The organism is Sphingobium scionense, from assembly GCF_014197035.1.
Classification (GTDB): Bacteria; Pseudomonadota; Alphaproteobacteria; order Sphingomonadales; family Sphingomonadaceae; genus Sphingobium; species Sphingobium scionense.
Genome location: NZ_JACIEU010000034.1, coordinates 16,097 through 38,566, shown reverse-complemented (window position 1 = coordinate 38,566; position 22,470 = coordinate 16,097). Strand labels below are relative to the sequence as shown.

Below are 22,470 nucleotides of genomic sequence, written 5' to 3'. Positions count from 1 at the left end.
ACGCTGCGCTACACGGCCAGGCAATATGAGGATGATCTGCAGAGCGATGTGTTGCCCGATGCGCTGACCTTGGACGCCCTCGCCCGGCTGCCGATCGGTCCTGGCATCAGCCTGGTCGCGCGCGGAGAGAATCTGTTCGACGAGGATGTCGTCACCCGCAATGCCGGTGGATCGATCGACCTGGGCACGCCCAGGACGCTCTGGATCGGCGTGCGGTTCGGCCAATGAAGGGAGCCATCATGTCCGAAGACCTGTTTCCGATACCTGCCGACTGGGCGGCCCATGCCCGCATGAACCAGGCGGCCCGCGCCGCCGATTATCGCCGCTCGCTTGATGACGGCAATGCCTATTGGTTGGAGCAGGCGCAGCGGCTGGACTGGATCACGCCGCCGACCCGCGCATCGGACAGCAGCTTCGACGAAGCGGATTTCGGCATCCAGTGGTTCGCCGACGGCACGCTCAACGTGTCGGTCAATTGTCTCGACCGGCATCTGGCCGAGCGGGGCGACGTTACCGCGATCCTCTGGGAACCCGATGATCCGGCGGAAGCGTCCCGCAGCCTGACCTATCGCGAACTCCATGCCGAAGTCTGCCGCTTCGCCAATGTGCTGAAGGATGCCGGCGCGCGCCGGGGCGACCGCATCACCATCTATATGCCGATGATCCCGGAGGCGGCGGTGGCGCTGCTCGCCTGCGCGCGGATTGGCGCGATCCACAGTGTCGTGTTCGGCGGCTTTTCGCCCGAGGCGTTGGCAGGCCGCATCACCGATTGCGATTCCAGCATCGTAATCACCGCCGACGAGGGGCGGCGCGGGGGCAAGCGGGTGCCGCTCAAGGCCAATGTTGATGCGGCGCTGGCGCTCGACCATTGCACCAGCGTGCGCCGGGTATTGGTGGTGCGGGCGACCGGCGGGGCGGTGGTGATGCAGCCGGGCCGGGACAGCTGGTATGACGAAGCGATGGCGGGCGTCGCACCCGACTGCCCGGCCGAGGTGATGAACGCGGAAGACCCGCTGTTCCTGCTCTACACTTCCGGCTCCACCGGCAAGCCCAAGGGCGTGGTCCATTCGAGCGGCGGCTATCTGCTCTGGGCCAGCCTCACCCATGCGCTCTGCTTCGATTATCGGCCCGGCGACGTCTGGTGGTGCGCGGCCGATGTCGGCTGGGTCACGGGGCATAGCTATATCGTCTATGGCCCGCTGGCCAATGGCGCGACGACGCTGATGTATGAAGGCCTGCCGAGCTGGCCTACGCCCAGCCGCATCTGGGAGGTGGTCGACCGGCATCAGGTCCATACCCTCTTCACCGCGCCGACCGTGCTGCGCGCGCTGATGAAGGAGGGCGACCATCATGTCGCGAAGACCAGCCGCGCGTCGCTTCAATTGCTCGGCAGCGTCGGCGAACCGATCAATCCCGAAGCCTGGCGCTGGTATCATGGCGTCGCGGGCGAGGGGCGTTGCCCGATCATCGACACCTGGTGGCAGACGGAGACCGGCGGCGCGATGATCGCGCCGATGCCGGGCGCCACTGACCTCAAGCCCGGCAGTGCGACCTTCCCCATGCCCGGTGTCGAGGCGCAGATCGTCGACGGCGAGGGCGTGGTGCAGGAGGGGGCGAGCGAAGGCAATCTGGTGATCGCCCGGTCCTGGCCCGGCCAGATGCGCACCGTCTGGAACGATCATGAGCGCTTCTTCCAGACCTATTTCACCACTTTTCCCGGCAAATATACCACCGGCGACGGCGCTCGCCGGGACGCGGACGGCTATTATTGGATCACCGGCCGGGTCGACGATGTCATCAATGTGTCGGGCCATCGCATGGGTACGGCCGAGGTCGAGAGCGCGCTGGTCCTGCACGCAACCGTGGCGGAGGCGGCAGTGGTCGGCATGCCGCACGACATCAAGGGGCAGGGCATCTATGCCTATGTCACGCTGAATGTGGGTGAGGAACCGAGCGAGGATTTGCGTCGGACCCTGACCCAATGGGTGCGCAGCGAGATCGGCCCGATCGCCACGCCGGACGTGATCCAGTTCGCGCCCGGCCTGCCCAAGACACGATCGGGCAAGATCATGCGCCGCATCCTGCGCAAGATCGCCGAGGGGGAGGTGTCGGCACAGGCGCTGGGCGATGTCAGCACGCTGGCCGACCCGAGCGTAGTCGCGGACCTGGTGCGCAGTCGCGCCGGGGTCGCGGCCTGAAGGACAAATGCGACCCAAGGTATAATGGAGGCGATGGCCAGCCCTCCCTAGCGTTCTTTCCATAAACAGAGATGGGAGAGGAATATGCGGGGCAGGGGCTGGCTTTGCGCGGGTCTGGCGGGCGTGGCGCTGATGCCGGTATTGGCGCAGGCCGAGGAACTAGAGGCTGGTCCGGCGCAGACGATCATCGTGACGGCGCCGGGCGGGGCGATCGATGTCGATGATGCGCTGTCCGTTTCCGGCCGGGATATCGGCATCGGCGGCACGCCCGACCTGCTGGGCGCGCTGACCCGCAATATGGCCGGCATCACGCTGCAGGACGCGCAGAATAACCCCTGGCAACCCAATCTTCTCTATCGCGGCTTCGTTGCCTCGCCGCTGCAAGGACAGGCGCAGGGGCTGGCCGTCTATATGGATGGCGCCCGTTTCAACCAGCCGTTCGGCGATACCGTCCAGTTCGACCTGATCCCCGAGGCGGGAATCCGCAAGCTGAGCCTGCTTGATGCCAGCCCGGTCTATGGCCTCAACGCGCTGGGCGGGGCGATCCTGATGGAGACGAAGGACGGGCGCAGCGATCCGGGGCTGGAGGCGAGCATGACCGGCGGTCGTTTCGGCTATGCCGAGGCGAGCATCGCCGGCGGCTTTGCGCGCGGCAATTTCAGTGTGTTCGGCGCGTTCCAGTATAGCCGTGACGATGGCTGGCGCGATCATAGCCCGTCGCATCTCTATAATGGCTATGCCGATCTTGGCTTCGATACCGAGAAGGGCGGGCTGCACATGAAGCTGGTCGGCGCAAAGACCGACCTGACCGGGAATGGCGTGTCGCCGGTCGAGCTGCTGGCGGCGGACCGGCGCGCCGTCTTCACCTGGCCCGACAATAGCCGCAGCAGCTATGGCCGGATCAGCCTGCACCCCTGGGTCGCTCTGTCCGACACGACCCGGATCGAGGGAACGCTCTATGCCCAGCGACTGACCCTGCATACCGTCAATGGCGATGCCGCCGATATCGAGGGGTGCGAGGAGGAGGATGACGCCGGGCTGCTCTGCCTGGAGACGGTCGGCGGCGATGATGATGGGGACGAGACGCAGAGCGTCCTGACCGACGCGAACGGGAATGCCATTGCCGACACCCTGGGCGGCGAGGGCTATGGCGTGCTCAACCGGGGGCGGACGCGGACCGATGCGATCGGCGTGCTGGTGCAACTGATCGACGATCGCGCGTTGATGGGCGGGACCAATCATTTTGCGATCGGCCTGAGCTACGACACGAGCCGCACCCGGTTCGACACATCGACCGAACTGGGGGCGATGACGGACGAGCGCAGCGTCGAGGGGCTGGGGTCGATCATCGTCCAGCCGGATGGTGCGATCGCGCCGGTCGGACTGGTCGCGCACACCGATTATTGGGGCGTCTTCGTGCAGGACCGGTTGCCGCTGGCGCCGGGGCTGACGGCGGAACTGGGGCTGCGCTGGAACCATGCGCGGATCGAATTGGTCGACCAGATCGGCACGGCGCTGAACGGGCGGCACAATTTCCAGCGGCTCAATCCCGGCGCGGAACTGGATTATCGGGTTTCGGACGGACTGTCGCTGCGGGCTGGCTATGCCGAGACCAACCGCGCGCCGACCCCGGCCGAACTGTCCTGCGCCGACGAGAATGCGCCGTGCAGCCTCACCAATTTCTTCATCGCCGATCCGCCGCTCAAGCAGGTGGTGGCGAAAAGCTGGGAGGCGGGCGGTTCGGGCCGCTTCGTCGTCGGTGGCTGGACCGCCGACTGGCTGGTTTCCGCCTATCGCACCGGCAATCATGACGACATCCAATATATTGCGTCGGACATTCGCGGCCGGGCCTATTTCCAGAATATCGGCAAGACCCGGCGCCAGGGTGTCGAGGCGTCGGTCAAGGCGGCGCGGGGCGGTTTTACCGCCGGCCTCAGCTATGCCTTTACCGATGCCACCTATCGCAGCGCGCTGATACTGAGCAGCCCGGCCAACCCGGAAGCCAATGACGACGGCACGATCGACGTTAGCAAGGGCGATCGCCTGCCCGGCATCCCGCGCCACAGTGCCACGCTGAGTCTGGACTATGCCGGGAAGCTGGGCGGCAAGCGCGGCTGGTCGGTAGGCGGCGACCTGATCGCCCGGTCCGGCCAATATCTGGTCGGCGACGAGGCCAACCGGAATGCCAAGGTGCCCGGCTATCTGATCGCCAATATCCGCGCCGGCATCGACATCCTCCCCGGCGTCACCCTGTTCGGCGAAGTGCGCAACCTGTTCGACCGCCATTATGCGACCTTCGGCACCTTTACCGCGGTGGACGAGATCGAACTGGACGAGGCGCCGGGGGCGAGCGATCCGAGGGCGTATGGCGCGGGGGCGCCGCGCCGCTGGTATGCCGGGGTGAAGGCGAAATTCTGAAGCATGGCGGCGCCCGCAATCGGGCGCGCGCCTGCCGAAGTTCACAGTGTAAACGGCCTATTGGGGCCGTTTGCGCCTGTCGCGCACCTGCGACGCGTCGGTAACGCGCCTGTGCCGCGCCGGGGGTAATGGGGGGAGGGGCATAGAAGCGCGTCGCCCTTGCCCTTGTCGCGCCATCGTGACGCGACAGCCGCGCGCCACAAAAGCGTGCGGCACGCGTCGGGTGGGCTGGCAGGCTAAGTCGCTGTCGCATCGTAGAGGATTGATCAGAAAAGCAGCGTGTAGGACAGCGGGACGGGCGGTTGCCTACCCCGCTGTGACTAATGCGCTGCGCGCGCAAGTCTCGCTGCCCCTCCGCTTGCGGGAGGGGCGTGACGGAAACCCATCCAATTCGACTTTTTACCCCTCCGGCAGGTCCACCCTGGGTAGAAGTTCGGCCTCCAGCGCGGGATAGAGATGCGAGACGCTGCGTTGCAGTTCGTAGCGGGCGGCGGCCATGGTGGCGAAGCGGTCGGGGATGGGGAGGGTGCCGGCCTCCACCATGTCGAGGCCGGACTGCACGGCGGTGCGCAGCGTCGCATCGAGCCAGTCGAGCCAGTCGCGGGTCTGGGCGATGGCGCGGGTGCCGCCGGGATCGAACGGGCCATGGCCGGGGATCGCCGCCTTGTGCGACAATCTGGCAAGCGCATCCAGGCTCTCGCGCCAGCGGGTGAGGTTTGCGGTCGGGGTGCTGGGTGCGCGGTCGAGGAAGAGCAGGTCGCCGGCGATCAGCGTGCCGGTGCGTTCGTCCAATAAGGCGAGATCGGCATTGCTGTGGCCGGCGAGCGGCAGCAGTTGGAGGCGGCGGCCGCCGAAATCCTCCGCCGGCTGGTCGATCCGCCGGCCCGGCAGGGCAAGGTCGGTGCCGCGCATCCAGTCGCCCAGCAGGCGATAGAGCGCATCGGAAAAGCCGCGTCCGTCCCGTTCCATGTCGGCGATGGTGCCGGGCAGGGCGGCGACGATGGTGGGATCGAAGGCGGCGATGCCCATGCCATGGTCGGGATGGAGATGGGTGACATAGACCCGCACGACCGGCTGGCCGGTCAGTGTCTCCGCCACTTTCCTGAGCATGTGGCCGTAGCGGATCGAGGGGCCGGCATCGACCAGCAGCGTGCCGGCCGGGGTGGCGATGATCGCGATATTGGCGATCGCGCCGCCATTGGCGAAGAGCATCGGTTCGTCGGCGCCGTGGATCATCCACAGCCCATCGGCGACCGGTTGCGGATCGATGCGATAATCGTCGGTTGCGGCGCCGGTCAGCAGGGGGAGGGCGCCGGTCATGCCGGCCAGCGCCTGTCGGCGGTTGAGCATCATCGGCCGGTCGCGCCGGTGGCAGCGGGCAGGGGCGACTGGCGGGCGACCGTCACCTTGGCGAGATAGGCGCGGCCATTGGTGTCGCGCGCGGCGATGGAGAGCGTGTCGCCGGGATGGGCGCGGGGCATCAGCGTGATGGCGGGGTCTTCGGCGACGGCGGCCCATATCTCCATCTGACCGAGCAGCCGGCCGTCAGGGCCGGTCACGCGCATCTGTTCGATATGATAGGTCGGGATATTGGCGACGAAGCCGGTGTCCATCGGATGGCGGAAGGTGACGCGCAGCCGGCTGGCGCCGTCGGCGATCGGCCAGGCTTCGCCCCGCATTTCGCCCAGATGCTGTGCCCAGTCGCCCTTCACCCGGCTGACCGGCGGGGCGGAACAGCCGCCGCCCGCCGCATCGACCCAGCCGCCGCTGACGAGCCATTGGCCGTCGGCCAGTTGCACCGCGCCGCGCACCGGGGTGCGCTGGTCGAGCTTGATGCGGGTGGCGACATAAGGTTCGGCGCCGTCGGGACGATAATCGATGGCGATCGGGATGGGATTGAGATCGGCCAGGATCAGCATGCGCCTGACGGAGCCGAGGTCCGGACCGAGGCCGCGCGCGTCGAGCGCGACCGGGAAGCTGCGCTGATTTTCCGCGATTTCGGGATAGCTGACCTTCACGCGCGGATCGAAGCGGACCGGATCGTCGCCGAAGATGGTCTGCGCATGGGCGGTCCACATTGGCGAGTGCAGCGGATCGGCGGGATAGGGCGCGCGGGCAGGCGCTATGCTGCCGGCTGCCAGCAGGCAGGACATGGCCATGGTTGTCAGGGTCTTGCGCCTGTTCATCCTCTTCTCCCAAAGTCCATGCCTAGCGCGGAGGGAAAGTCGCTACCATTGCACCTTTGGTCGTGACGTCGGGAGGGATGGGGATGCGGGCGAGGATCGGGCTGATGGCGGCGGCGCTGCTGGTGCCTGGCGTGGCGCAGGCGCAGGAGGCCGGGCTGTTCGATGCGGCGGGCTATCGCATCGCTTATTATCGCAGCCCCGTGCATCGCCCGCCCGAGGGGGTGGGCAGGATCGCGCCGGCCGCGATCGCCGGGCTGCGGCCGGATGTCGACATGATCCTGATCGATGTGCTGCCGGCCGAGGGCGGCCATCGCGAGGCGGACGGACGCTGGCAACTGGCGCAGCCGCATGAGAGCATTCCCGGCGCCCACTGGTTTCCCGAAAGCGGGCGGGGCGCGCCGATGCCGGATATCGCCGACTGGTTCGCGCGCGGGGTTGCGCGGCTGACCGGGGGGAAGCGCAACCGGATGATCGTCACCTTCTGCCGCGCGGATTGCTGGATGGGCTGGAATGCGGCGCGGCGGCTGAGGGCGATGGGCTATCGCAATATCTGGTGGCTGGCCGAGGGGACGGATGGCTGGCGCGATCTGGGCCGCGACCTGAAGCCCGTCCAACCCGCGCGCCGATAGGACCAAAGGTCAATTGTCTGGCCCCCGTTTTTGGGCATGTTGCACGCTAACGGGGTAGTTCAAACCATTGATTTTCGGGAGAGAGTAAATGCTTCATCGTTCGGCGCTGGCGATCATCGGCGGCCTGGCCATGGCCAGTGCGATGCCGGCCGCGGCCAAGGACATCACCGTCCATATGAAGAACAAGGGCGCCGATGGCGCGATGGTGTTCGAGCCGTCCTTCGTGAAGGCGGCGCCGGGCGACGTGATCCATTTCCAGCCGACCGATCCCAGCCATAATGCCGAGACCATCTCCACCATGTTGCCGGCCGGTGCGACCCCGATGAAGGGGGCGATGAACAAGGAAGCGGTGCTGACCGTCAGCAAGCCGGGCCTTTATGGCATCAAGTGCATGCCCCATTATTCGATGGGCATGGTGGCGCTGGTGCAGGTGGGCAAGCCGACGGCGGCCGATGTGACGGCGGCCAAGGCGGTCAAGCTGCCGCCCTTCGCCGCCAAGCGGATGAATGCGGCGCTTGCCCAAGTGAAATAAGCGCGGGCCGGTCCCGCAAACAGGCAGGCCGGTCATCCACCAGGATGGCCGGCCTGTTTTCTGTCATTCGTAGCGCAGCGCGTGGATCGGGTTGGTGCGCGCGACCCGGAAACTGTGCGCGCCGATGGTGAGGATCGCGATCAGCAGCGCCAGCCCGCCTGCCAGCAGGAAGGGCAGCGGCGTCAGCGCGATGCGGGAGTCGAAGCCGTTGAGCCAGTCGCGCATCAGCCACCAGGCGACCGGCCAGGCGATGAGGTTGGCGATCAGTACCGGGCGAGTGAACTGCCAGACCAGCAGTTGCACGATCTTCCCGGTGCTGGCGCCCAGCACCTTGCGGATGCCGATCTCCTTGGTCCGGCGCTGCGCGGTGAAGGCGGACAGGCCGAACAGGCCGAGGCAGCCGACGATCACCGCCAGCAGGGCGAAAGCGGCGAAGGCCTGCGCCCGTGCTTCTTCGGCATGATAGACTTCGCGCACGATGTCGTCGCTGAAGCGGGCAGTGAAGGGCACTTCGGGGGCGAGGCGCTTCCACACGCTTTCGATCCGCGCCAGCACCGTCGCCGGATTGCCATGATAGCGGATCAGCATCTCGTTATGATTGTCGCGATCGAAGAGGAAGAAGATCGGGTCCATCGGGTCGCGGATCGAGCGGAAGCGCGAATCCTGGACAACGCCGATGATGGTGATCGGCACGCTGCCGCCAAATTCGTCGCGCACCAGGCCGCCGCGCACCTGCTTGCCGATCGCGTCCTGCGGTGAGGCAAAGCCCAGCCGCTTGACCGCCAGTTCGTTGACCACGGTATTGGCGCCGCGCGCGGCAAAGGCACGCTCGGCTTCCGGAACCTCCGGGAAGGGACGGGTGATGTCGTCGATCGGCCGGTTGATGTCGAAGCTTCGCCCGGCGAGCAGCTTGATGCCCATCGTGTCGAAGAATTTCGTGTCGACCTGATAGATGCCCATGCTGATCGGCTCTTCACGGCCGGGCACCAGGATGCCGCTATTGGTGTTGTTGGTGGTGCTGATGCCGATATTGGTGCGGCCGACCGAGGTTACGCCGTCGACCTTCTCGATTTCCCGCACCATCGTGTCGAGCACCGGGTCGAGCTGGCGGCGGCTGATGCCCGAAATCTGGATCAGCCCCTCGCGCTTGTAGCCGGGATCGGAATTGCGGGCGTAGAGGGTCTGGGCATAGACCACCGCCGTGCAGATGATGAGGCCGATCGACACCGCGAACTGGGCGACGACCAGCGCGCTGCGCAGCCGGCCCGATCCTTCCGCATCGGCGGCCGACTTGTTCGCCTTGAGCACGCGGGCGGGCTGGAAGCGCGACAGGTAGAAGGCGGGATAGGCGCCGCCGGCCACGCCGACCAGCAGCACCAGGCCGATGATCGGCAGGATGAGGCCGCCGCTGCCGAAATAATGGAGGGCGAGGTCCGCGTCGAGGAAGCGGCTGACCAGCGGCAGCAGCAATTCGGTCAGTGCCAGCGCGACCAGCATCGCCACCGCCGAGACCAGGATGGATTCGCCGATGAATTGCAGCACCAGCTGGCGGCGATTGGCGCCCAGCACCTTGCGCAGCGCAACCTCCCGCGCGCGCTGGCTGGCGCGGGCGGTGGCGAGGTTGACGAAATTGACGCAGGCCATGCCCAGGATGAGCAGCGCGACGATGGCGAAGGTGATGATCGAGCCGCGATCATTGCCCGGCGTCATCGACCCGTTCTGGGCCTTGCCCAAATGGACGTCGCGGACGTTGACCAGGGTAAAGTCCATGTCATCGCCCTGGTTGAAGCGACGGCCGCCGAAAAACTGGTCCGGGATGTTGCGCTTTTCCCATTGCGGCAGCTGCGCATTGATCGCCTTGACGTCGGCGCCGGGCTTCAGCCGGACATAGATCCAGCCCGACTGCCAGCCATATTGGCTGAGGAAATCGGGGGTCTGCGCCCAGTAGCTGGGCGGATCATAGCGGGCGAGCATGGTGATCTTGAGGTGCGAAGCCTTGGGCAGATCCTTGAGCACGCCATTGATGCGATAATCGGTCGAGATGCCGCGCGAGATGAGCGTCAGCGTCTGGCCCATCGGGTCTTCGCTGCCGAAGCGGCGCTTCGCCTCGCTGTCGGTCAGCACCATGTCGCCGGGCTTGGCCAGCGCGGTGCGCGGATCGCCCTTCACCAGCGGCAGGTCGAGCACGTCGAACACCGGGCCGTCGACGAATTTCATCTCGTCCACTTCGGTCGCGACACCGTTGCGCAGCGCGACCGGCCCGGCCGAAAGCAGATGGACGGACGCGGCGATCTGCGGGAAATCCTTCCGCAGGGCCGCCTGCGCGACAAAGGGCGCCATCTGGAGATTATTTTCCCGGCCGCCATGCGGGTCGGTATAATAGGTCTGGAACTGGAAGGTCCGGTCCGCCTGCGGCATCCAGGCGTCGAAGGTCAGTTCATTGCGGACGAACAGCAGGATGATGAGGCAGGCCGCCATGCCGGTCGCCAGCCCCAATATGTTGATCGCCGCATAGGTGCGGCTCTTGAGCAGCGACCGCAGGCCGACCGTCAGATAATTGCGCCACATGGGAAGTCTCTCCGTCTTGGGCTATCAGGCGGCGCGGCGCCGTTCCTGCAGGATGCGGCCGTCCAGCATGTGGACGACGCGGCTGGCATAATCGGCATGGGCGGGCGAGTGGGTGACCATGACGATGGTCGATCCTTCGGCGTTGAGCGTCTGGAGCATCTTCATCACTTCCTCGCCATGGCTGGTGTCGAGATTGCCGGTCGGTTCGTCGGCCAGGATCAGGCGTGGCTGCGACACCAATGCGCGGGCGACGGCGACGCGCTGCTGCTGGCCGCCCGACAGCTGGCTGGGGCGGTGGCGGGCACGATGGGCGATGCCGACCCGGTCCATCACCGCCTCGACCTTCGCCTTGCGCTCGGCGGCGGGCATGGCGTGATAGAGCAGGGCGAGTTCGATATTCTCGGCCACGCTCAGCTCGTCGATCAGGTTGAAGCTCTGGAAGATGAAGCCCAGATGCGTCTTGCGGATGCCCGCCAGCTTGGGTTCGGGCAGGCCCGCAATCTCGGTGTCGCCAAAGCGGTAGGAGCCGCTCGACGGGCTGTCGAGCATGCCGATCATGTTCAGCAGGGTCGACTTGCCGCAGCCCGACGGGCCCATGATCGCGACAAATTCGCCCTCGAAGATGTCGAGGTCGATCGCGTCGAGCGCGGTGGTTTCGACCATGTCGGTGCGATAGACGCGGCTGAGTTCACGCAGGCTGAGCAACGCTTGGGTCATGTCTTTGCCTTTCACTTCTTTTCGAGGACCAGCCGATCCTTGTCGGCGAACCCGGTATAGGGGGATGTGAGCACCTGCTCGCCGGGCTCCAGCCCGTCGAGAATCTCGATATAGTCGGCGTTGCGCCGGCCAAGCCGCACGGCGCGCTTGACCGCCTCGCCGCCGTCGGGCGTCACCACGAACACCCAGCTGCCGCCGGTGTCATTGTAGAAGCTGCCATTGGGGATGAGGCGCGCGCGCACCGGATCGCCCAGCGTCAGCTTGGCCTGGAGCGTCTGGCCACGCTGGATCTGGGGCGGTTCGCCGTCGAGGAATTGCAGGTCGATCTCGAACTGGCCGTTGCGCACGGTGGGATAGATTTTCGCGACCTTCATGCGGTAGCTCTTGCCGTTCCAGTCGACCGTCGCAGTCTGGCCGAGCAGGACGCGGGGCAAATAGAATTCGTCGATCCCCGCGACCAGCTTGTTGCGGCCGGGGCTGTCGATCTGGCCGAGCCGCTCGCCCCGCGCCATCGACTGGCCGACCTGGATCGAGAAGGCGGAGACGGTGCCGGCGACCGGCGCGCGCAGGTTGAGCGCCTCCAGGCTGGCGCGGGCGACGCCGAGGCTGGACTGGAGCGTGTCGGCCGAGGAACGCAACTGGGCAAGCTGGCTGGTCTGGAGCCGCTCGTCGGTCTGCTGGGTGCGGGCGAGGACGGCCCGGCGATCGCGCTGATAGGCGACGTCGTCGCGGGTATCGGCAAAGGTCCGGCCGGCGACGAAGCCGCGTGCGGCCAGCGGGGCTTCCCGCTCATATTGGCGCTGCGCCTTTTTAAGGTCGAGTTCCGCCTCCAGCAGCGCACGGCTGTTGGTGAGCCGGTTCTGCGACAGCGCCAGTTCCTGGCTGCGCATCGAATTGAGCTGCTGCGTCACTTCGGTCTGGCGGGCGAGGACCGACAGTTGCAGTTCGGCGTTGGAGAGGCGGGCGAGCAGCTGGCCCTTCTGGACGGAGGCGCCATCCTCGACCAGCACTTCCTCGACCCTGCCGCCTTCGATCGCGTCGAGATAGACGGTGATGAGCGGGGTGACGCGGGCGCGCAGCGGCAGGAAATCGTCGAACCGGCCCTGGGTCACGGTCGAAATGGCAATGCGATCGGCCGGCAGGGTCTGGCTGTTGCCGCTGGGCATATAATACCAGGCGGTGCCGAGCAGTGCGATCGCGCCGACGGCGCCCAGCGCGATCTTCGCGCGCAGGGGCAGGGTCTTGCGCGCCACCACCCGATCCATCGCGCCGCCGCTGCGGGGCTGGTCGCTGCGCGGCGTTTCGCTTGGCATGCTGACGACGCTCATGCGCGGCGGCTCCATTGTCCGATTTCGAACATTGCTTGTCCGATAGCGAACATCAGGCGAGGAAGGGCTTGCAATTGCTGCTGGCCCGGATCGGGCAGCGGGCCGTGCTGCTCTCGACCGCCATCTGGCGTGGCGCTTCGCAGCCGAACGGCCGGGAAGCGGCCTGCGGCGCGGCCATCACCAGCAGGGTGGCGGCGATGCCGAGCAGGATGGACAGCGATTTTGACAGCGAGGAGCCGGGCCGGGGATACATTGTCAGTCTCCATCTGGACATGGGCGCGCATGCCCTTTGGCCGATGCTTCGCAAGCGCTGTGCCATTTGCATTTTTGCGCAAAGTTGCGAGGGATCGCGCAGCCGTGGCGGGTCTGGCACGGATATTGATTGCACGGTTCCGGACAGGCGCTGTACGGGAGCGAACGGATGACAGAGGGGCGGATGACACAGGAGAAGCCATTCGAGCTGTGCGTCGTCATCGATGATGATGACGACATATTGCTGGCCGCGCGTCTGTTGCTGCGCGCGATCTTTGGCGAGGTGCTGACCTTTCGCGACCCCGAATCCGCCTTTGCCGCGACCGCCGGCCTGACCCCCGAAGCGTTCCTGCTCGACGCCAATTTCTCGCGCGGGGCGACCAATGCGGCGGAAGGGTTCGAATGGCTGGGCCGTTTCCTGGCGCGCGATCCACAGGCGGTGATCGTGATGATTACCGCCCATGCCGGGGTGCAGGTCGCGATCGAGGCGATGAAGCGCGGCGCGACCGATTTCGTGACCAAGCCCTGGTCGAACGAGCGGCTGCTGGCGACGGTGCGCACGGCCGCAGCGCTGCGCGCGTCGCGCAAGGCGGTGGCGCAGAAGGACAAGGTGGCGATGATCGCGGCGGCGCCGGCAGGGGAGACGCCGCTGCTGGGCACGTCGCCGGCGATGGCGCGGGTGCAGCAACTGATCGACCGAGCCGCGCCGACCGACGCCAATGTGCTGATCCTGGGCGAGAATGGCACGGGCAAGGAACTGGTCGCGCGCGAACTGCATCGCCGATCGCGTCGGGCCGAGCGGATCATGCTGCCGGTCGATCTGGGTGCGGTGGCCGAAAGCGTGATCGATTCCGAATTGTTCGGTCATGTGAAGGGCGCCTTCACCGATGCGCGGGCCGACCGGATCGGGCGGTTGCAGGCGGCCGATGGCGGCACCTTGTTCCTGGACGAGATCGGCAATCTGCCGCTGCACCTGCAGCCCAAGCTGCTGACTGCGCTGGAGCAGCGCAAGGTGACGCCGGTGGGCGCCAACAAGCCGGTGCCGGTGGACATCAGGGTGATCGCCGCCACCAACCTGAGCGCCGGGCAGATCGCGGACGAGGGGCGGTTCCGCCAGGATCTGCTGTTCCGCCTCAATACGGTCGAGATATTGCTGCCGCCGCTGCGCGAACGGCGCGAGGATATCCCCGCGCTGGTCGCCCATTATCATGCGCTCTATGCCCGCAAATATGCCCGGCCAGTGCATCCGATCGCGCCCGAGTTGATGGCCGCGCTGATTGCCTATGACTGGCCGGGCAATGTCCGCGCGCTGCGCCATGCGATCGAGCGGGCGGTGATCCTGGCCGGGGAAGCGCCCTTTGGCATCGAGGATATCCCGCTGCGCAGCCATGGCAGTCCGGAGCCGGCCCGGATCGACCGGGCGGCCGTGGTGGAGGCGCCGCCACCGGCCGACGACATGAATCTGGAACGGGTCGAGCGCCGGCTGGTCGAGACCGCGCTGATGAAGCATGGCTATAATATTTCCAGCGCCGCCGCCGAACTGGGCCTGACCCGCGCCTCCCTCTATCGCCGCATGGAAAAACATGGGCTTTGATCGGCGCTTCTCGATCGGCCTGGCGCTGCGGCTTGTCATCGCGATGGCGTGCCTGGCGGCGCTCGCCTGGGCGTTGATGACGCCGGACCTGGGCGCCGTGCGCATCCTGTGCGCGATCGGCGCGGGGGTCAGCGCGATGGCGCTATGGCATCATGTGCGCCGCGCCAATTTCGAACTGGCCCGCTTTGTCGAGGCGATCGAGTTCGGCGACCTGCAGGCGCGCTTTGCCCGGCCAGGATCGGACAGCGGATTCGACCAGCTGGGCGCGGCGCTCGATCGCGGCATCCGCAAGCTGCGCGACGATCGGGTGCGCTTGCAGGAGGCGTCCCGTTTTTACGAGGCGCTGGCCGACGATGCGCCGGCCGCGCTGCTGACCGTCGATCCCGACGGCCGGATCGAACCGGTCAACAAGGCGGCGCGCAAGCTGTTCAACCGCCATGCCGGCGTGCGGCCGGACGATTATGCCCCCTATGGCGGTCATTTTGCCGCGACGCTGACGGCGCTGGAGCCGGGCCGCAGCCAGACCTTGTTGATCGAGACCGATATCGGGCCGCAGCGCGTGCTGATCCGCTGCGCCAGCCTGACCCGGTTGGGCGGGGCGACGCGGGTGATTGCGGTGCAGGTGATCCAGCAGGCGCTGAACGCAGTCGAGGTGGCGGCGCAGAGCGACCTCATCCGCGTGCTGACGCACGAGATCATGAATTCGATGACGCCGGTGACATCGCTTGCACGCACCGCGTCGGACCTGATGGCGCAGGCCGATAATGGCGGCGATGCGCTGATTGCCGACGCGCGCGCGGCGGTCGATACGCTGGCGCGACGCGCCGACGGGGTGATGCATTTCGTCGAAACCTATCGCACCATCACCCGCCCGCCGCAGGTCGACCGCCGGCTGTTCGCGGCGCGGCCCTTTGCCGACGAACTGGCCAAGCTGTTTGCGGCCGATGCCGATCGCGCGAGCGTGCATCTGGATGTGGGGGTCAGCCCGGCCGACCATCGCATCGATGCCGATCCCGACCTGTTGGCGCAGGTGGTCATCAACCTGCTGCGCAATGCGGCGGATGCGGCCGAATGCCATCGCGACCGGCCGGAAGTGTCGCTGAGCATCGCCGCGATCAGCGCCGGGCGCACCCGGATCGAGGTGGCGGACAATGGTCCCGGCGTGCCCGAGGCGCTACGCCACGACATCTTCCTGCCCTTCTTCACCACCAAGAAGACCGGCAGCGGGATCGGCCTGAGCCTTGGCCGGCAGGTTCTGCTGGCGCATGACGGCACGATCGAGATCGACAGCGCGCCATCGGGTGGCGCGCTGTTCCGGCTGACGTTGTAGCGCGGCGGCCGGCCCCGATCAGGGGCAGGGATCGGGCAGGTCGCGATGGACCGCCTCGATCGCGGCGATGGCGTCGGCGCTGAGCGTCAGGTTGACGCTGTCGATGTCGGCCCTGAGCTGGTCCAGCGATGTCGCACCGATGATCGTCGCGGTGACGAACGGGCGGCTGTTGACATAGGCGAGCGCGAGCTGCGCGGGATCAAGGCCATGGGCATGGGCGATCGCGACATAGCGGGCGGCGGCCGGCGCCTGGCCGGGCAGGTCGTAGCGGACGAACTGGCGCGCCACGTCGCGGCGGGTGCCGGGCGCGATCACCCCGCCCAGATATTTGCCGGTCAGATTGCCGCCGGCGAGCGGCGAATAGGCGAGCAGGCCGACATCCTCACGCAGGGCAAATTCGGACAGGCCGATTTCGAACACGCGGTTGAGCAGATTATAGGCGTTCTGGATCGAGGCGATGCGGGGCAGGCCCTGGTCCCGCGCCAGGCGCAGATATTCGCTGACGCCCCAGGGGGTTTCGTTCGACACGCCGACATGGCGGATCTTGCCCGCCTTCACCAGATCGGCAAGGGCATCGAGCGTTTCCTCGATCGGCACGGTGTCGGGCCGGTCGGCCAGGGCGGACAGGCCGCGCACGCCGAAGGAGGGGACCGGCCGGTCGGGCCAGTGGACCTGATAGAGATCGATATAGTCGGTCTGCAGCCGGCGCAGGCTGTCGTCGATCGCCTGTTCGATATTCCGACGATCCAGCCGGTCCGCCGCGCGGATGCCGCGCGAGGGATCGCGGGCTGGGCCGGCCACCTTGGTCGCGAGGATGATGTCGTCGCGCTTCTTCCGCCCCGCGATCCAGCTGCCGATATAGGCTTCGGTCAGGCCCTGGGTTTCGCGGCTGACCGGGGTGACCGGATACATTTCGGCGGTGTCGATGAAATTGACGCCCTGGCCGATCGCATAGTCGAGCTGGGCGTGCGCTTCGGCTTCGCTGTTCTGCGATCCCCAGGTCATGGTGCCCAGGCAGATCAGGCTGACCCAGAGGTCGGTGCGACCGAGCGTGCGATATTCCATATGTCATGGCCCTTTCGTGGCAAGTGGCTGGTTTCTAGCCGGTTGTCGGCAAATGCAAAGCCATGGCGGGATCGGTTGAGAAACTCTCATTGACAGCATCCGTCCAGCCGCAGACAGGGAACAACTCGTCCATCGGTTAACCAAAGGCTCATCGGATCGCCCTAGGTTGCGACTTCCTTCCTGTTGGTGCGTTGATCGAGCATGTCTGACCTGTCTGATCTCATCCTGGACATGATTACCCGCTATGGCTGGTGGAGCGGGCCGATCATCGGCGTGCTGGCCTTTTTCGAATCGCTGGTGGTGATCGGGCTGTTCGTGCCGGCGATCGCCACCATGATCGCGGTCGGCGGGCTGATCGGGGCGGGGCTGGTCGATCCGGTGCCGGTGTTCGCCTGTGCCGTGTTCGGCGCGATCCTGGGCGACTGGATATCCTATACGCTGGGGCGGTCGGTCGGGCCGGCCATCTATCGCCATCGCTGGCTGCGCGGGCATCGGCTGGCCTTTGCGCGGGCGCGGCTCTTCTTTCGCCGCTATGGCTTCATCTCGGTGCTGCTCGGCCGGTTCCTGGGGCCGGTCCGTTCGACCGTGCCGGTGGTCGCGGGCGTGGTGAAGATGCCGCATGGCCCGTTCCAGATCGCCAATATCCTGTCCGCCCTGCTGTGGGTGCCGGCGCTGCTGCTGCCCGGCTATCTGGCCGGCGGCCGGCTGACCCATTTCGATTTCGAGGCGGAGCATTTCGCCCTGATGGCGCTGGCCCTGTGCCTGGTGCCGCTGCTGCTGGGGTGGCTGGCGATCCGTTTCTTCAACAAGCCGCGCCAGCGGCATCGCACCATGTCCGCGCATCGCGGCTGAAAGGTTGATGACAGGCTGATCGTCTAATCGGCGGCGGCCCAATTCACACCCAATAGGCTGCTCGCTGCGGCGGTGATGTTCTTCACGTCGTTGCCTTGCGGGACGGCGAGAGGATTTATGAACGACATCTGGACTCACATAGTCGCCGATTTTTCCAATCTCGGCTCTCCATCCGCGCTGGCCGCCTTTGGCCAGGTCGTGCTGATCGACATCATGCTGGCGGCGGACAATGCGATCGTCGTCGGCGCGCTGGCGGCCGGCCTGCCGCCTGCGTCGCGGCGCAAGGTGATCGCGATCGGCGTGATCGCCGCGCTGGTCCTGCGCATCGCCTTTGCCCTGCTGGTCACGCAACTCATGCAGCTTGTCGGTCTGGTCTTTGCCGGCGGCCTGCTGCTGGTCTGGGTCGGCTGGAAGATGTGGCGCGAACTGCGCGCGCATGGCGACCCCGAAGATGCCGAGCATATGGCGGGCAAGGCCGCGCCCAAGGGCTTTGCCCAGGCGGCCTGGGCGGTGGCCATTGCCGACGTCAGCATGAGCCTGGACAATGTGCTGGCGGTGGCCGGCGCGGCGCGGGAGCATCCCGGCATCCTGGTGATCGGCCTTGTCCTGTCGGTGGCGCTGATGGGCGTGGCGGCGAACCTGCTGGCCCGCGTGATCGAACGCTATCGCGCGATCGCCTATTTCGGCCTGGTCGTGATCCTCTATGTCGCCGGCAAGATGATCTATGAAGGGGCGATCGATCCGGCCACGGGCCTCATCACCCTGTTCTGAGAGCTGGTTTGGAAAATGCGCGGAAGAGTGCATTTTCGATGCGGCACCGGCCCGCACCCCCACCCGACCGCCCAGACATGGTACCCTGATGGGAGGTCGGGTGGGGGTGCGGGCCGGTGCGGATGCGCCAGAGGCGCATAAGGAAGAGCGGGGCCGGTCAGTCGGCCCCGCTCTTCCGCCCCATGGAGGCAAAGCCGAGCGGCGCGCCGATCAGCACCAGGATGACGCGGGTCAGATGGTGGATGACGACGACGCCCGGCTCCAGCGCCAGGCTGAGCGCGACCATGCTCATTTCGGCGAGACCGCCGGGCGAATAAGCGAGCGTCAGCAGCACCGGATCGACCCCGGCAAGCGTGCCGATCCCCGCCGCCCAGGCGAAAGTGACGGCCAGCAGGATCGCCGTCGACCCCGCCGCCAGCGCCAATATGCGCAGCAATTCCTTCAACGTCAGGCCAACGAAGCGGCAGCCCATGGTGGCGCCAAGGCCGACCTGTGCCGCGGCCAGCGCCCAGCCGGGAATGCGGAAATCGGCGAGGCCGCTCATATGCACGGCGGCGCTGACCGCCAGCGGCCCGACCAGATGCCAGGCCGGCAGGCGCAGCAGCCGGCCGACCAGCAGGCCCAGCCCCGCGCAACCCAGGCCCCAGAAGAGCAGAGACCAGCTGGCGACGTCGCCGGTCACCGGGGGGATGGCGCTGGCCGCGACCGGCGCATGGTCGAGCTGGATCAGGAAGGGCAGGATGAAGACGACGAGAAAGATGCGCGCGCCATGGATCAGGCCGATGGCGCGTTCGTCGGCGCCGCGCTCCGCCCCCATCACCACCATTTCGGCAATGCCGCCGGGCATGCCGGCGAAATAGGCGGTGGCCGGATCGAACTTTGCGACCTTGCGGAAATAGGTGACGCACAACAGCGCGGCGGTGGCGAGGAAGAAGGGCAGGGCGGCGAGCGGGATGATCCATTCACCCGCCTGCGGCAACAGGTGTGGGCCAAAGCTGCTGCCCAGCACCACGCCGATCACCGCCGCCATCGGGCGGCGGGTGGCGGCGGACGCCTGAATCGGCAAACCGGCGACGCTGGCGACCGCGCAGGCCGCCATCGATCCGAGCACCCAGGGCAGTGGCGCATGGATCGACCAGAAAAGCGCGCCGCCGGCTGCCCCGACGGCAAGCGCCGCCAGGAAGCGGAGGAGCGTGTCCGTTCCTTTAAGCAACGAACGGGAAGGCCATCGCGATGATGCCGACCAAAGTCATGACGATGCCGACCGCGGCGGCGGGCAGCAGGGTGAAGCGTTGATGATCGGCCAGGTCCACGCCCGCCAGGCTGACCAGCAGATAGGTGGAGGGGACGAGCGGGCTGAGCAGATGGACCGGCTGGCCCATCAGCGAGGCACGGGCGATCGCCATCGGTTCGACGCCATAATGGGCGCCGGCTTCGGCGAGGATCGGCAGCATGCCGAAATAGAAGGCATCGTTGGAGATGAAGAAGGTGAAGGGCATGGAGAGGAGGGCGGTAATCGGCGCCATATAGGGGCCGAGCGCAGGCGGGATGATACCGACGACTTCCTTGCTCATCGCTTCGACCATGCCGGTGCCGCCGAGGATGCCGGTGAAGATGCCGGCGGCGAAGATGAGCGACACGACCGAGAGCACATTGCCGGCATGGGCGGCGATCCGTTCCTTCTGCTGGGCGACGCCGGGATAGTTGACGATCATGGCGATGGCGAAGGCGATCATCATCAGCACGGAGAGCGGCAAAACGCCCCAGACCAGCAGTATGAGCAGCGCCACCACCAGCAGGCCGTTGAACCAGCGCAGATGCGGCCGGCGCGCCTCGGGATATTGCGACACGCCCAGGTCCGACGGGGCGAGCGACTGGTGGGCATGCACCCGACCCAGACGGCGGCGTTCCTTGATGCCGAACCAGAAGGCGAGGCCGAGCAGGAAGGCGAGGCCGCCGATCATGCCGGGGATGAGCGGAAGGAACAGGGTGGCCGGGTCCAGCTTCAGCGCGCTGGCGGCGCGGGCGGTCGGCCCGCCCCACGGGGTCAGGTTCATGATCCCGCTCGTCACCATCAGCAGGCAGACGAGATAGAGCCGGTTCATGTCGAACCTCTTATAGAGGGGAAGGAGCGCGGCGATGGTGATGATGTAGGTCGTCGACCCGTCGCCGTCGAGGCTGACGACCGAGCAGAGCACCACCGTTCCCAGCAGGATCAGCAGCGGATCGCCATGGACGATCTTCACCAGCCGGCCGACCAGCGGGTCGAACAGGCCGGTATCGGTCATGGTCGAGAAGAAGAGGATGGCGAACAGCAGCATGACGCCGGTCGGCGCCAGATTCTTGATACCGTCGATCATCATGTCGCCAAGGCCGGCGGCCTGACCGGCGATCACGCCGAACAGCGAGGGGATGACGATCAGCGCAACCAGCGGCGTCATCCGCTTGGTCATGATCAGCGTCATGAAGGTGGCGACCATCAGGAAGCCGAGCAGGGCAAGGTTCATCGCTGCGTCCTTGAAGGGGCTGGAGGGGAGAGGATCAGAAGGTCACGCCGACGCGGGCGCTGACGGTCTGGCCGTCATCGCTGCCCGTGTAGGTTCCGGCGCGGTTGTTGGTGTGCCACTGGATGCCGTTCAGCTGGATCCGGGTGAAGCTGTTGAGATACCAGTTGACGCCCAGCGTCGCGGCCCAGCCGTCGCCGCCCAGCACCAGGTCGGTATAATCGAGATTTTCGTAGCGGGCGGTCAGTTCGATCGCGCCGAGGCCGCCGTCGAAAGTGGGGCTAAGGACATTGGGTTGGCCGAAGCTGCCGAGACGCGGATTGTAAGGCGGCAGTTCGCCGGTCAGGAAAAAGCCGCTCGACAGGCTCCAGGCCTTGCTTTCGAAATTCGGGCGGCCGCCGTCGAGGCGGGCGATCCGGCGCCCTGCTTCGCCCATGACCCAGAGACTGCCGACATAGCCGCCCAGTTCCGCGCCATAGCCGGTGGTGGAGCGGCCGCCGACCAGCTCGCCGGTCGACACGCGCACCGCGCCGTTGAAGCGACCGCCGATGACGGTGCTGCGCGTGAGGGTGGTCGCGGCGGCAGAGAGAGCCTCGTCAAAACCCCAGGCGCCGACATGCAGAAGCGATCGGTCGGTCTTGATCGGGTTCCAGTGCGCGCGGAAGGCGGCGGTACGGCTGTCGTTGGTCGCCTGTTCGCCGTCGATCCGGTCGCCCGTCACGCTGACCGATGCGTGCCAGTTCGGGCCGAACATGCGGCCCATGATGCCGATGCCATAGAAGCCGCGCTGCGGAATGATCGCGGTCGATACGGTGCTGCGTTCCAGGAAGGGGGTGGAGTCGGAACCGGTGCTGCCTTCGAACGCGCGGTCGTTGAACAGGTGGCCGGCGCGGACGTCATAATCCACCTTGCTGCTGATCCTGTTGCGATAGCCCAGGAAGGCGGTGACGATGTCGACCTCATTTTCGGAAAAGTCGCTTTCGAACTGGTAGAAGAAGTGCGGCCCGACGCCGCCTTCCAGGCCCAGGCGTAGCGCGCGCATGCCGGTCGTCGTGGTGTTGCGGCCGCTATATCTGGACCCCATGGTCGAACTGACATCCACCAGGATGCGGCCGCGCGGTTTGTAGGTGAAGACGCCGTCGGCCGAGCGGAAGACGGGCAGGCCAGCGCCCCATTCGGTGGTGACGCCGGACGGATTGGCGGCCACGGCGCGGGCCTGTGCCACGTCGATGTCTGCGGGGCCGGGCGGCACGATCTGCGGCGCGAAGGGGGTGATGACCAGCGGCTGGATCGCGCCCTGCTGTGCCATTTGCGGTGCGGGCTGCTGCGGTACGGACGGCGTGCTGGCGGCGACAGCCTGCTGACCTTCCAGCTTGTCGAGCCGGGCCTTGAGCGTGGCGATCTCCGCCGCCTGGGCCTTCACCAATGCGGCCAGTTCATCGGCGCTGGGCGTCTGGGCGAGGACAGGGGTGGCGACGATCAGCGCCAGCGCGGCGCAGCCGCCGCGCAACATCAGATGGGACATG

The 22,470-nt window shown here is 66.7% G+C and carries 18 protein-coding genes and 1 pseudogene; 9 read left to right on the top strand and 10 right to left on the bottom strand.

Annotated features, from left to right (window positions below; genetic code table 11):
* The 3 genes and pseudogenes from GGQ90_RS25120 to GGQ90_RS25110 form a co-directional block, all read left to right on the top strand.
* Nucleotides 1-228, top strand: a pseudogene (locus GGQ90_RS25120) (TonB-dependent receptor); the annotation flags it as partial.
* Nucleotides 229-239: 11 nt separating this feature from the next.
* Nucleotides 240-2,198 (top strand): acetate--CoA ligase, encoded by a 1,959-nt coding sequence (acs, locus tag GGQ90_RS25115; RefSeq protein WP_188084292.1) that lies wholly within the window; start codon nucleotides 240-242, stop codon nucleotides 2,196-2,198.
* An 84-nt stretch (nucleotides 2,199-2,282) separates the two neighbouring features.
* Nucleotides 2,283-4,616 carry a TonB-dependent receptor gene (locus GGQ90_RS25110; protein WP_188084291.1) on the top strand — a complete coding sequence of 778 codons (2,334 nt, stop codon included), beginning with the start codon at nucleotides 2,283-2,285 and terminating at the stop codon, nucleotides 4,614-4,616.
* A gap of 399 nt (nucleotides 4,617-5,015) precedes the next feature.
* Here GGQ90_RS25110 and GGQ90_RS25105 read toward each other — a convergent pair whose 3' ends face one another.
* Both GGQ90_RS25105 and GGQ90_RS25100 read right to left on the bottom strand, forming a co-directional pair.
* Entirely contained in the window at nucleotides 5,016-5,969 is a 954-nt protein-coding gene (locus GGQ90_RS25105; RefSeq protein ID WP_188084290.1) for a quinoprotein relay system zinc metallohydrolase 1, read from the bottom strand.
* Complete coding sequence (locus GGQ90_RS25100; RefSeq protein ID WP_188084289.1) at nucleotides 5,966-6,802, bottom strand: quinoprotein dehydrogenase-associated SoxYZ-like carrier; 837 nt, start codon at nucleotides 6,800-6,802, stop codon at nucleotides 5,966-5,968. The genes GGQ90_RS25105 and GGQ90_RS25100 overlap by 4 nt, the downstream gene beginning before the upstream one ends.
* Nucleotides 6,803-6,885: 83 nt before the next feature.
* Here GGQ90_RS25100 and GGQ90_RS25095 point away from each other — a divergent pair, with 83 nt between their 5' ends.
* Complete coding sequence (locus GGQ90_RS25095; protein ID WP_188084288.1) at nucleotides 6,886-7,431, top strand: rhodanese-like domain-containing protein; 546 nt, start codon at nucleotides 6,886-6,888, stop codon at nucleotides 7,429-7,431.
* Between the two features lie 88 nt (nucleotides 7,432-7,519).
* Complete coding sequence (locus GGQ90_RS25090; RefSeq protein WP_017501382.1) at nucleotides 7,520-7,963, top strand: pseudoazurin; 444 nt, start codon at nucleotides 7,520-7,522, stop codon at nucleotides 7,961-7,963.
* Nucleotides 7,964-8,026: 63 nt separating this feature from the next.
* On the opposite strand, the gene GGQ90_RS25085 is transcribed toward GGQ90_RS25090, so the two are convergent.
* From GGQ90_RS25085 to GGQ90_RS25070, 4 genes are read right to left on the bottom strand one after another with little or no spacing between them, the layout of a single operon-like run.
* Nucleotides 8,027-10,531, bottom strand: coding sequence for an FtsX-like permease family protein (locus GGQ90_RS25085; RefSeq protein ID WP_188084287.1), 2,505 nt, complete (start codon nucleotides 10,529-10,531; stop codon nucleotides 8,027-8,029).
* A gap of 24 nt (nucleotides 10,532-10,555) precedes the next feature.
* Nucleotides 10,556-11,248, bottom strand: coding sequence for an ABC transporter ATP-binding protein (locus GGQ90_RS25080; RefSeq protein WP_188084286.1), 693 nt, complete (start codon nucleotides 11,246-11,248; stop codon nucleotides 10,556-10,558).
* Between the two features lie 11 nt (nucleotides 11,249-11,259).
* Nucleotides 11,260-12,576 (bottom strand): efflux RND transporter periplasmic adaptor subunit, encoded by a 1,317-nt coding sequence (locus GGQ90_RS25075; protein WP_246428437.1) that lies wholly within the window; start codon nucleotides 12,574-12,576, stop codon nucleotides 11,260-11,262.
* A gap of 52 nt (nucleotides 12,577-12,628) precedes the next feature.
* A complete protein-coding gene (locus GGQ90_RS25070) occupies nucleotides 12,629-12,829 on the bottom strand; it encodes a hypothetical protein (RefSeq protein WP_188084285.1) in 201 nt (66 codons plus the stop codon).
* Nucleotides 12,830-13,012: 183 nt separating this feature from the next.
* Between GGQ90_RS25070 and GGQ90_RS25065 the strand changes: the two genes are divergently transcribed.
* Together GGQ90_RS25065 and GGQ90_RS25060 are read left to right on the top strand one after the other, a co-directional pair.
* Complete coding sequence (locus tag GGQ90_RS25065) at nucleotides 13,013-14,422, top strand: sigma-54-dependent transcriptional regulator (protein ID WP_188084284.1); 1,410 nt, start codon at nucleotides 13,013-13,015, stop codon at nucleotides 14,420-14,422.
* The gene (locus tag GGQ90_RS25060; protein WP_188084283.1) at nucleotides 14,412-15,752 is read left to right on the top strand and encodes a sensor histidine kinase; all 1,341 of its coding nucleotides are present in this window, start codon (nucleotides 14,412-14,414) and stop codon (nucleotides 15,750-15,752) included. The genes GGQ90_RS25065 and GGQ90_RS25060 overlap by 11 nt, the downstream gene beginning before the upstream one ends.
* Nucleotides 15,753-15,770: 18 nt before the next feature.
* On the opposite strand, the gene GGQ90_RS25055 is transcribed toward GGQ90_RS25060, so the two are convergent.
* Entirely contained in the window at nucleotides 15,771-16,817 is a 1,047-nt protein-coding gene (locus GGQ90_RS25055; protein WP_188084282.1) for an NADP(H)-dependent aldo-keto reductase, read from the bottom strand.
* Nucleotides 16,818-17,018: 201 nt separating this feature from the next.
* Between GGQ90_RS25055 and GGQ90_RS25050 the strand changes: the two genes are divergently transcribed.
* Nucleotides 17,019-17,669, top strand: a complete 651-nt coding sequence (locus GGQ90_RS25050; protein ID WP_188084281.1) for a DedA family protein — start codon at nucleotides 17,019-17,021, stop codon at nucleotides 17,667-17,669.
* 117 nt (nucleotides 17,670-17,786) lie between these two features.
* A complete protein-coding gene (locus tag GGQ90_RS25045) occupies nucleotides 17,787-18,440 on the top strand; it encodes a TerC family protein (protein ID WP_188084280.1) in 654 nt (217 codons plus the stop codon).
* Nucleotides 18,441-18,597: 157 nt separating this feature from the next.
* On the opposite strand, the gene GGQ90_RS25040 is transcribed toward GGQ90_RS25045, so the two are convergent.
* Genes GGQ90_RS25040 through GGQ90_RS25030 form a run of 3 tightly spaced genes read right to left on the bottom strand, consistent with a single transcriptional unit; the run spans nucleotide 18,598 to nucleotide 22,469 of the window.
* The gene (locus tag GGQ90_RS25040; protein ID WP_188084279.1) at nucleotides 18,598-19,653 is read right to left on the bottom strand and encodes an AbrB family transcriptional regulator; all 1,056 of its coding nucleotides are present in this window, start codon (nucleotides 19,651-19,653) and stop codon (nucleotides 18,598-18,600) included.
* A complete protein-coding gene (locus GGQ90_RS25035) occupies nucleotides 19,646-20,947 on the bottom strand; it encodes a CitMHS family transporter (RefSeq protein ID WP_188084278.1) in 1,302 nt (433 codons plus the stop codon). The genes GGQ90_RS25040 and GGQ90_RS25035 overlap by 8 nt, the downstream gene beginning before the upstream one ends.
* Nucleotides 20,948-20,981: 34 nt before the next feature.
* Nucleotides 20,982-22,469: an OprO/OprP family phosphate-selective porin gene (locus tag GGQ90_RS25030; protein ID WP_188084277.1), complete on the bottom strand. Its 1,488-nt coding sequence runs from the start codon at nucleotides 22,467-22,469 to the stop codon at nucleotides 20,982-20,984.
* Nucleotide 22,470: the final 1 nt, after the last annotated feature.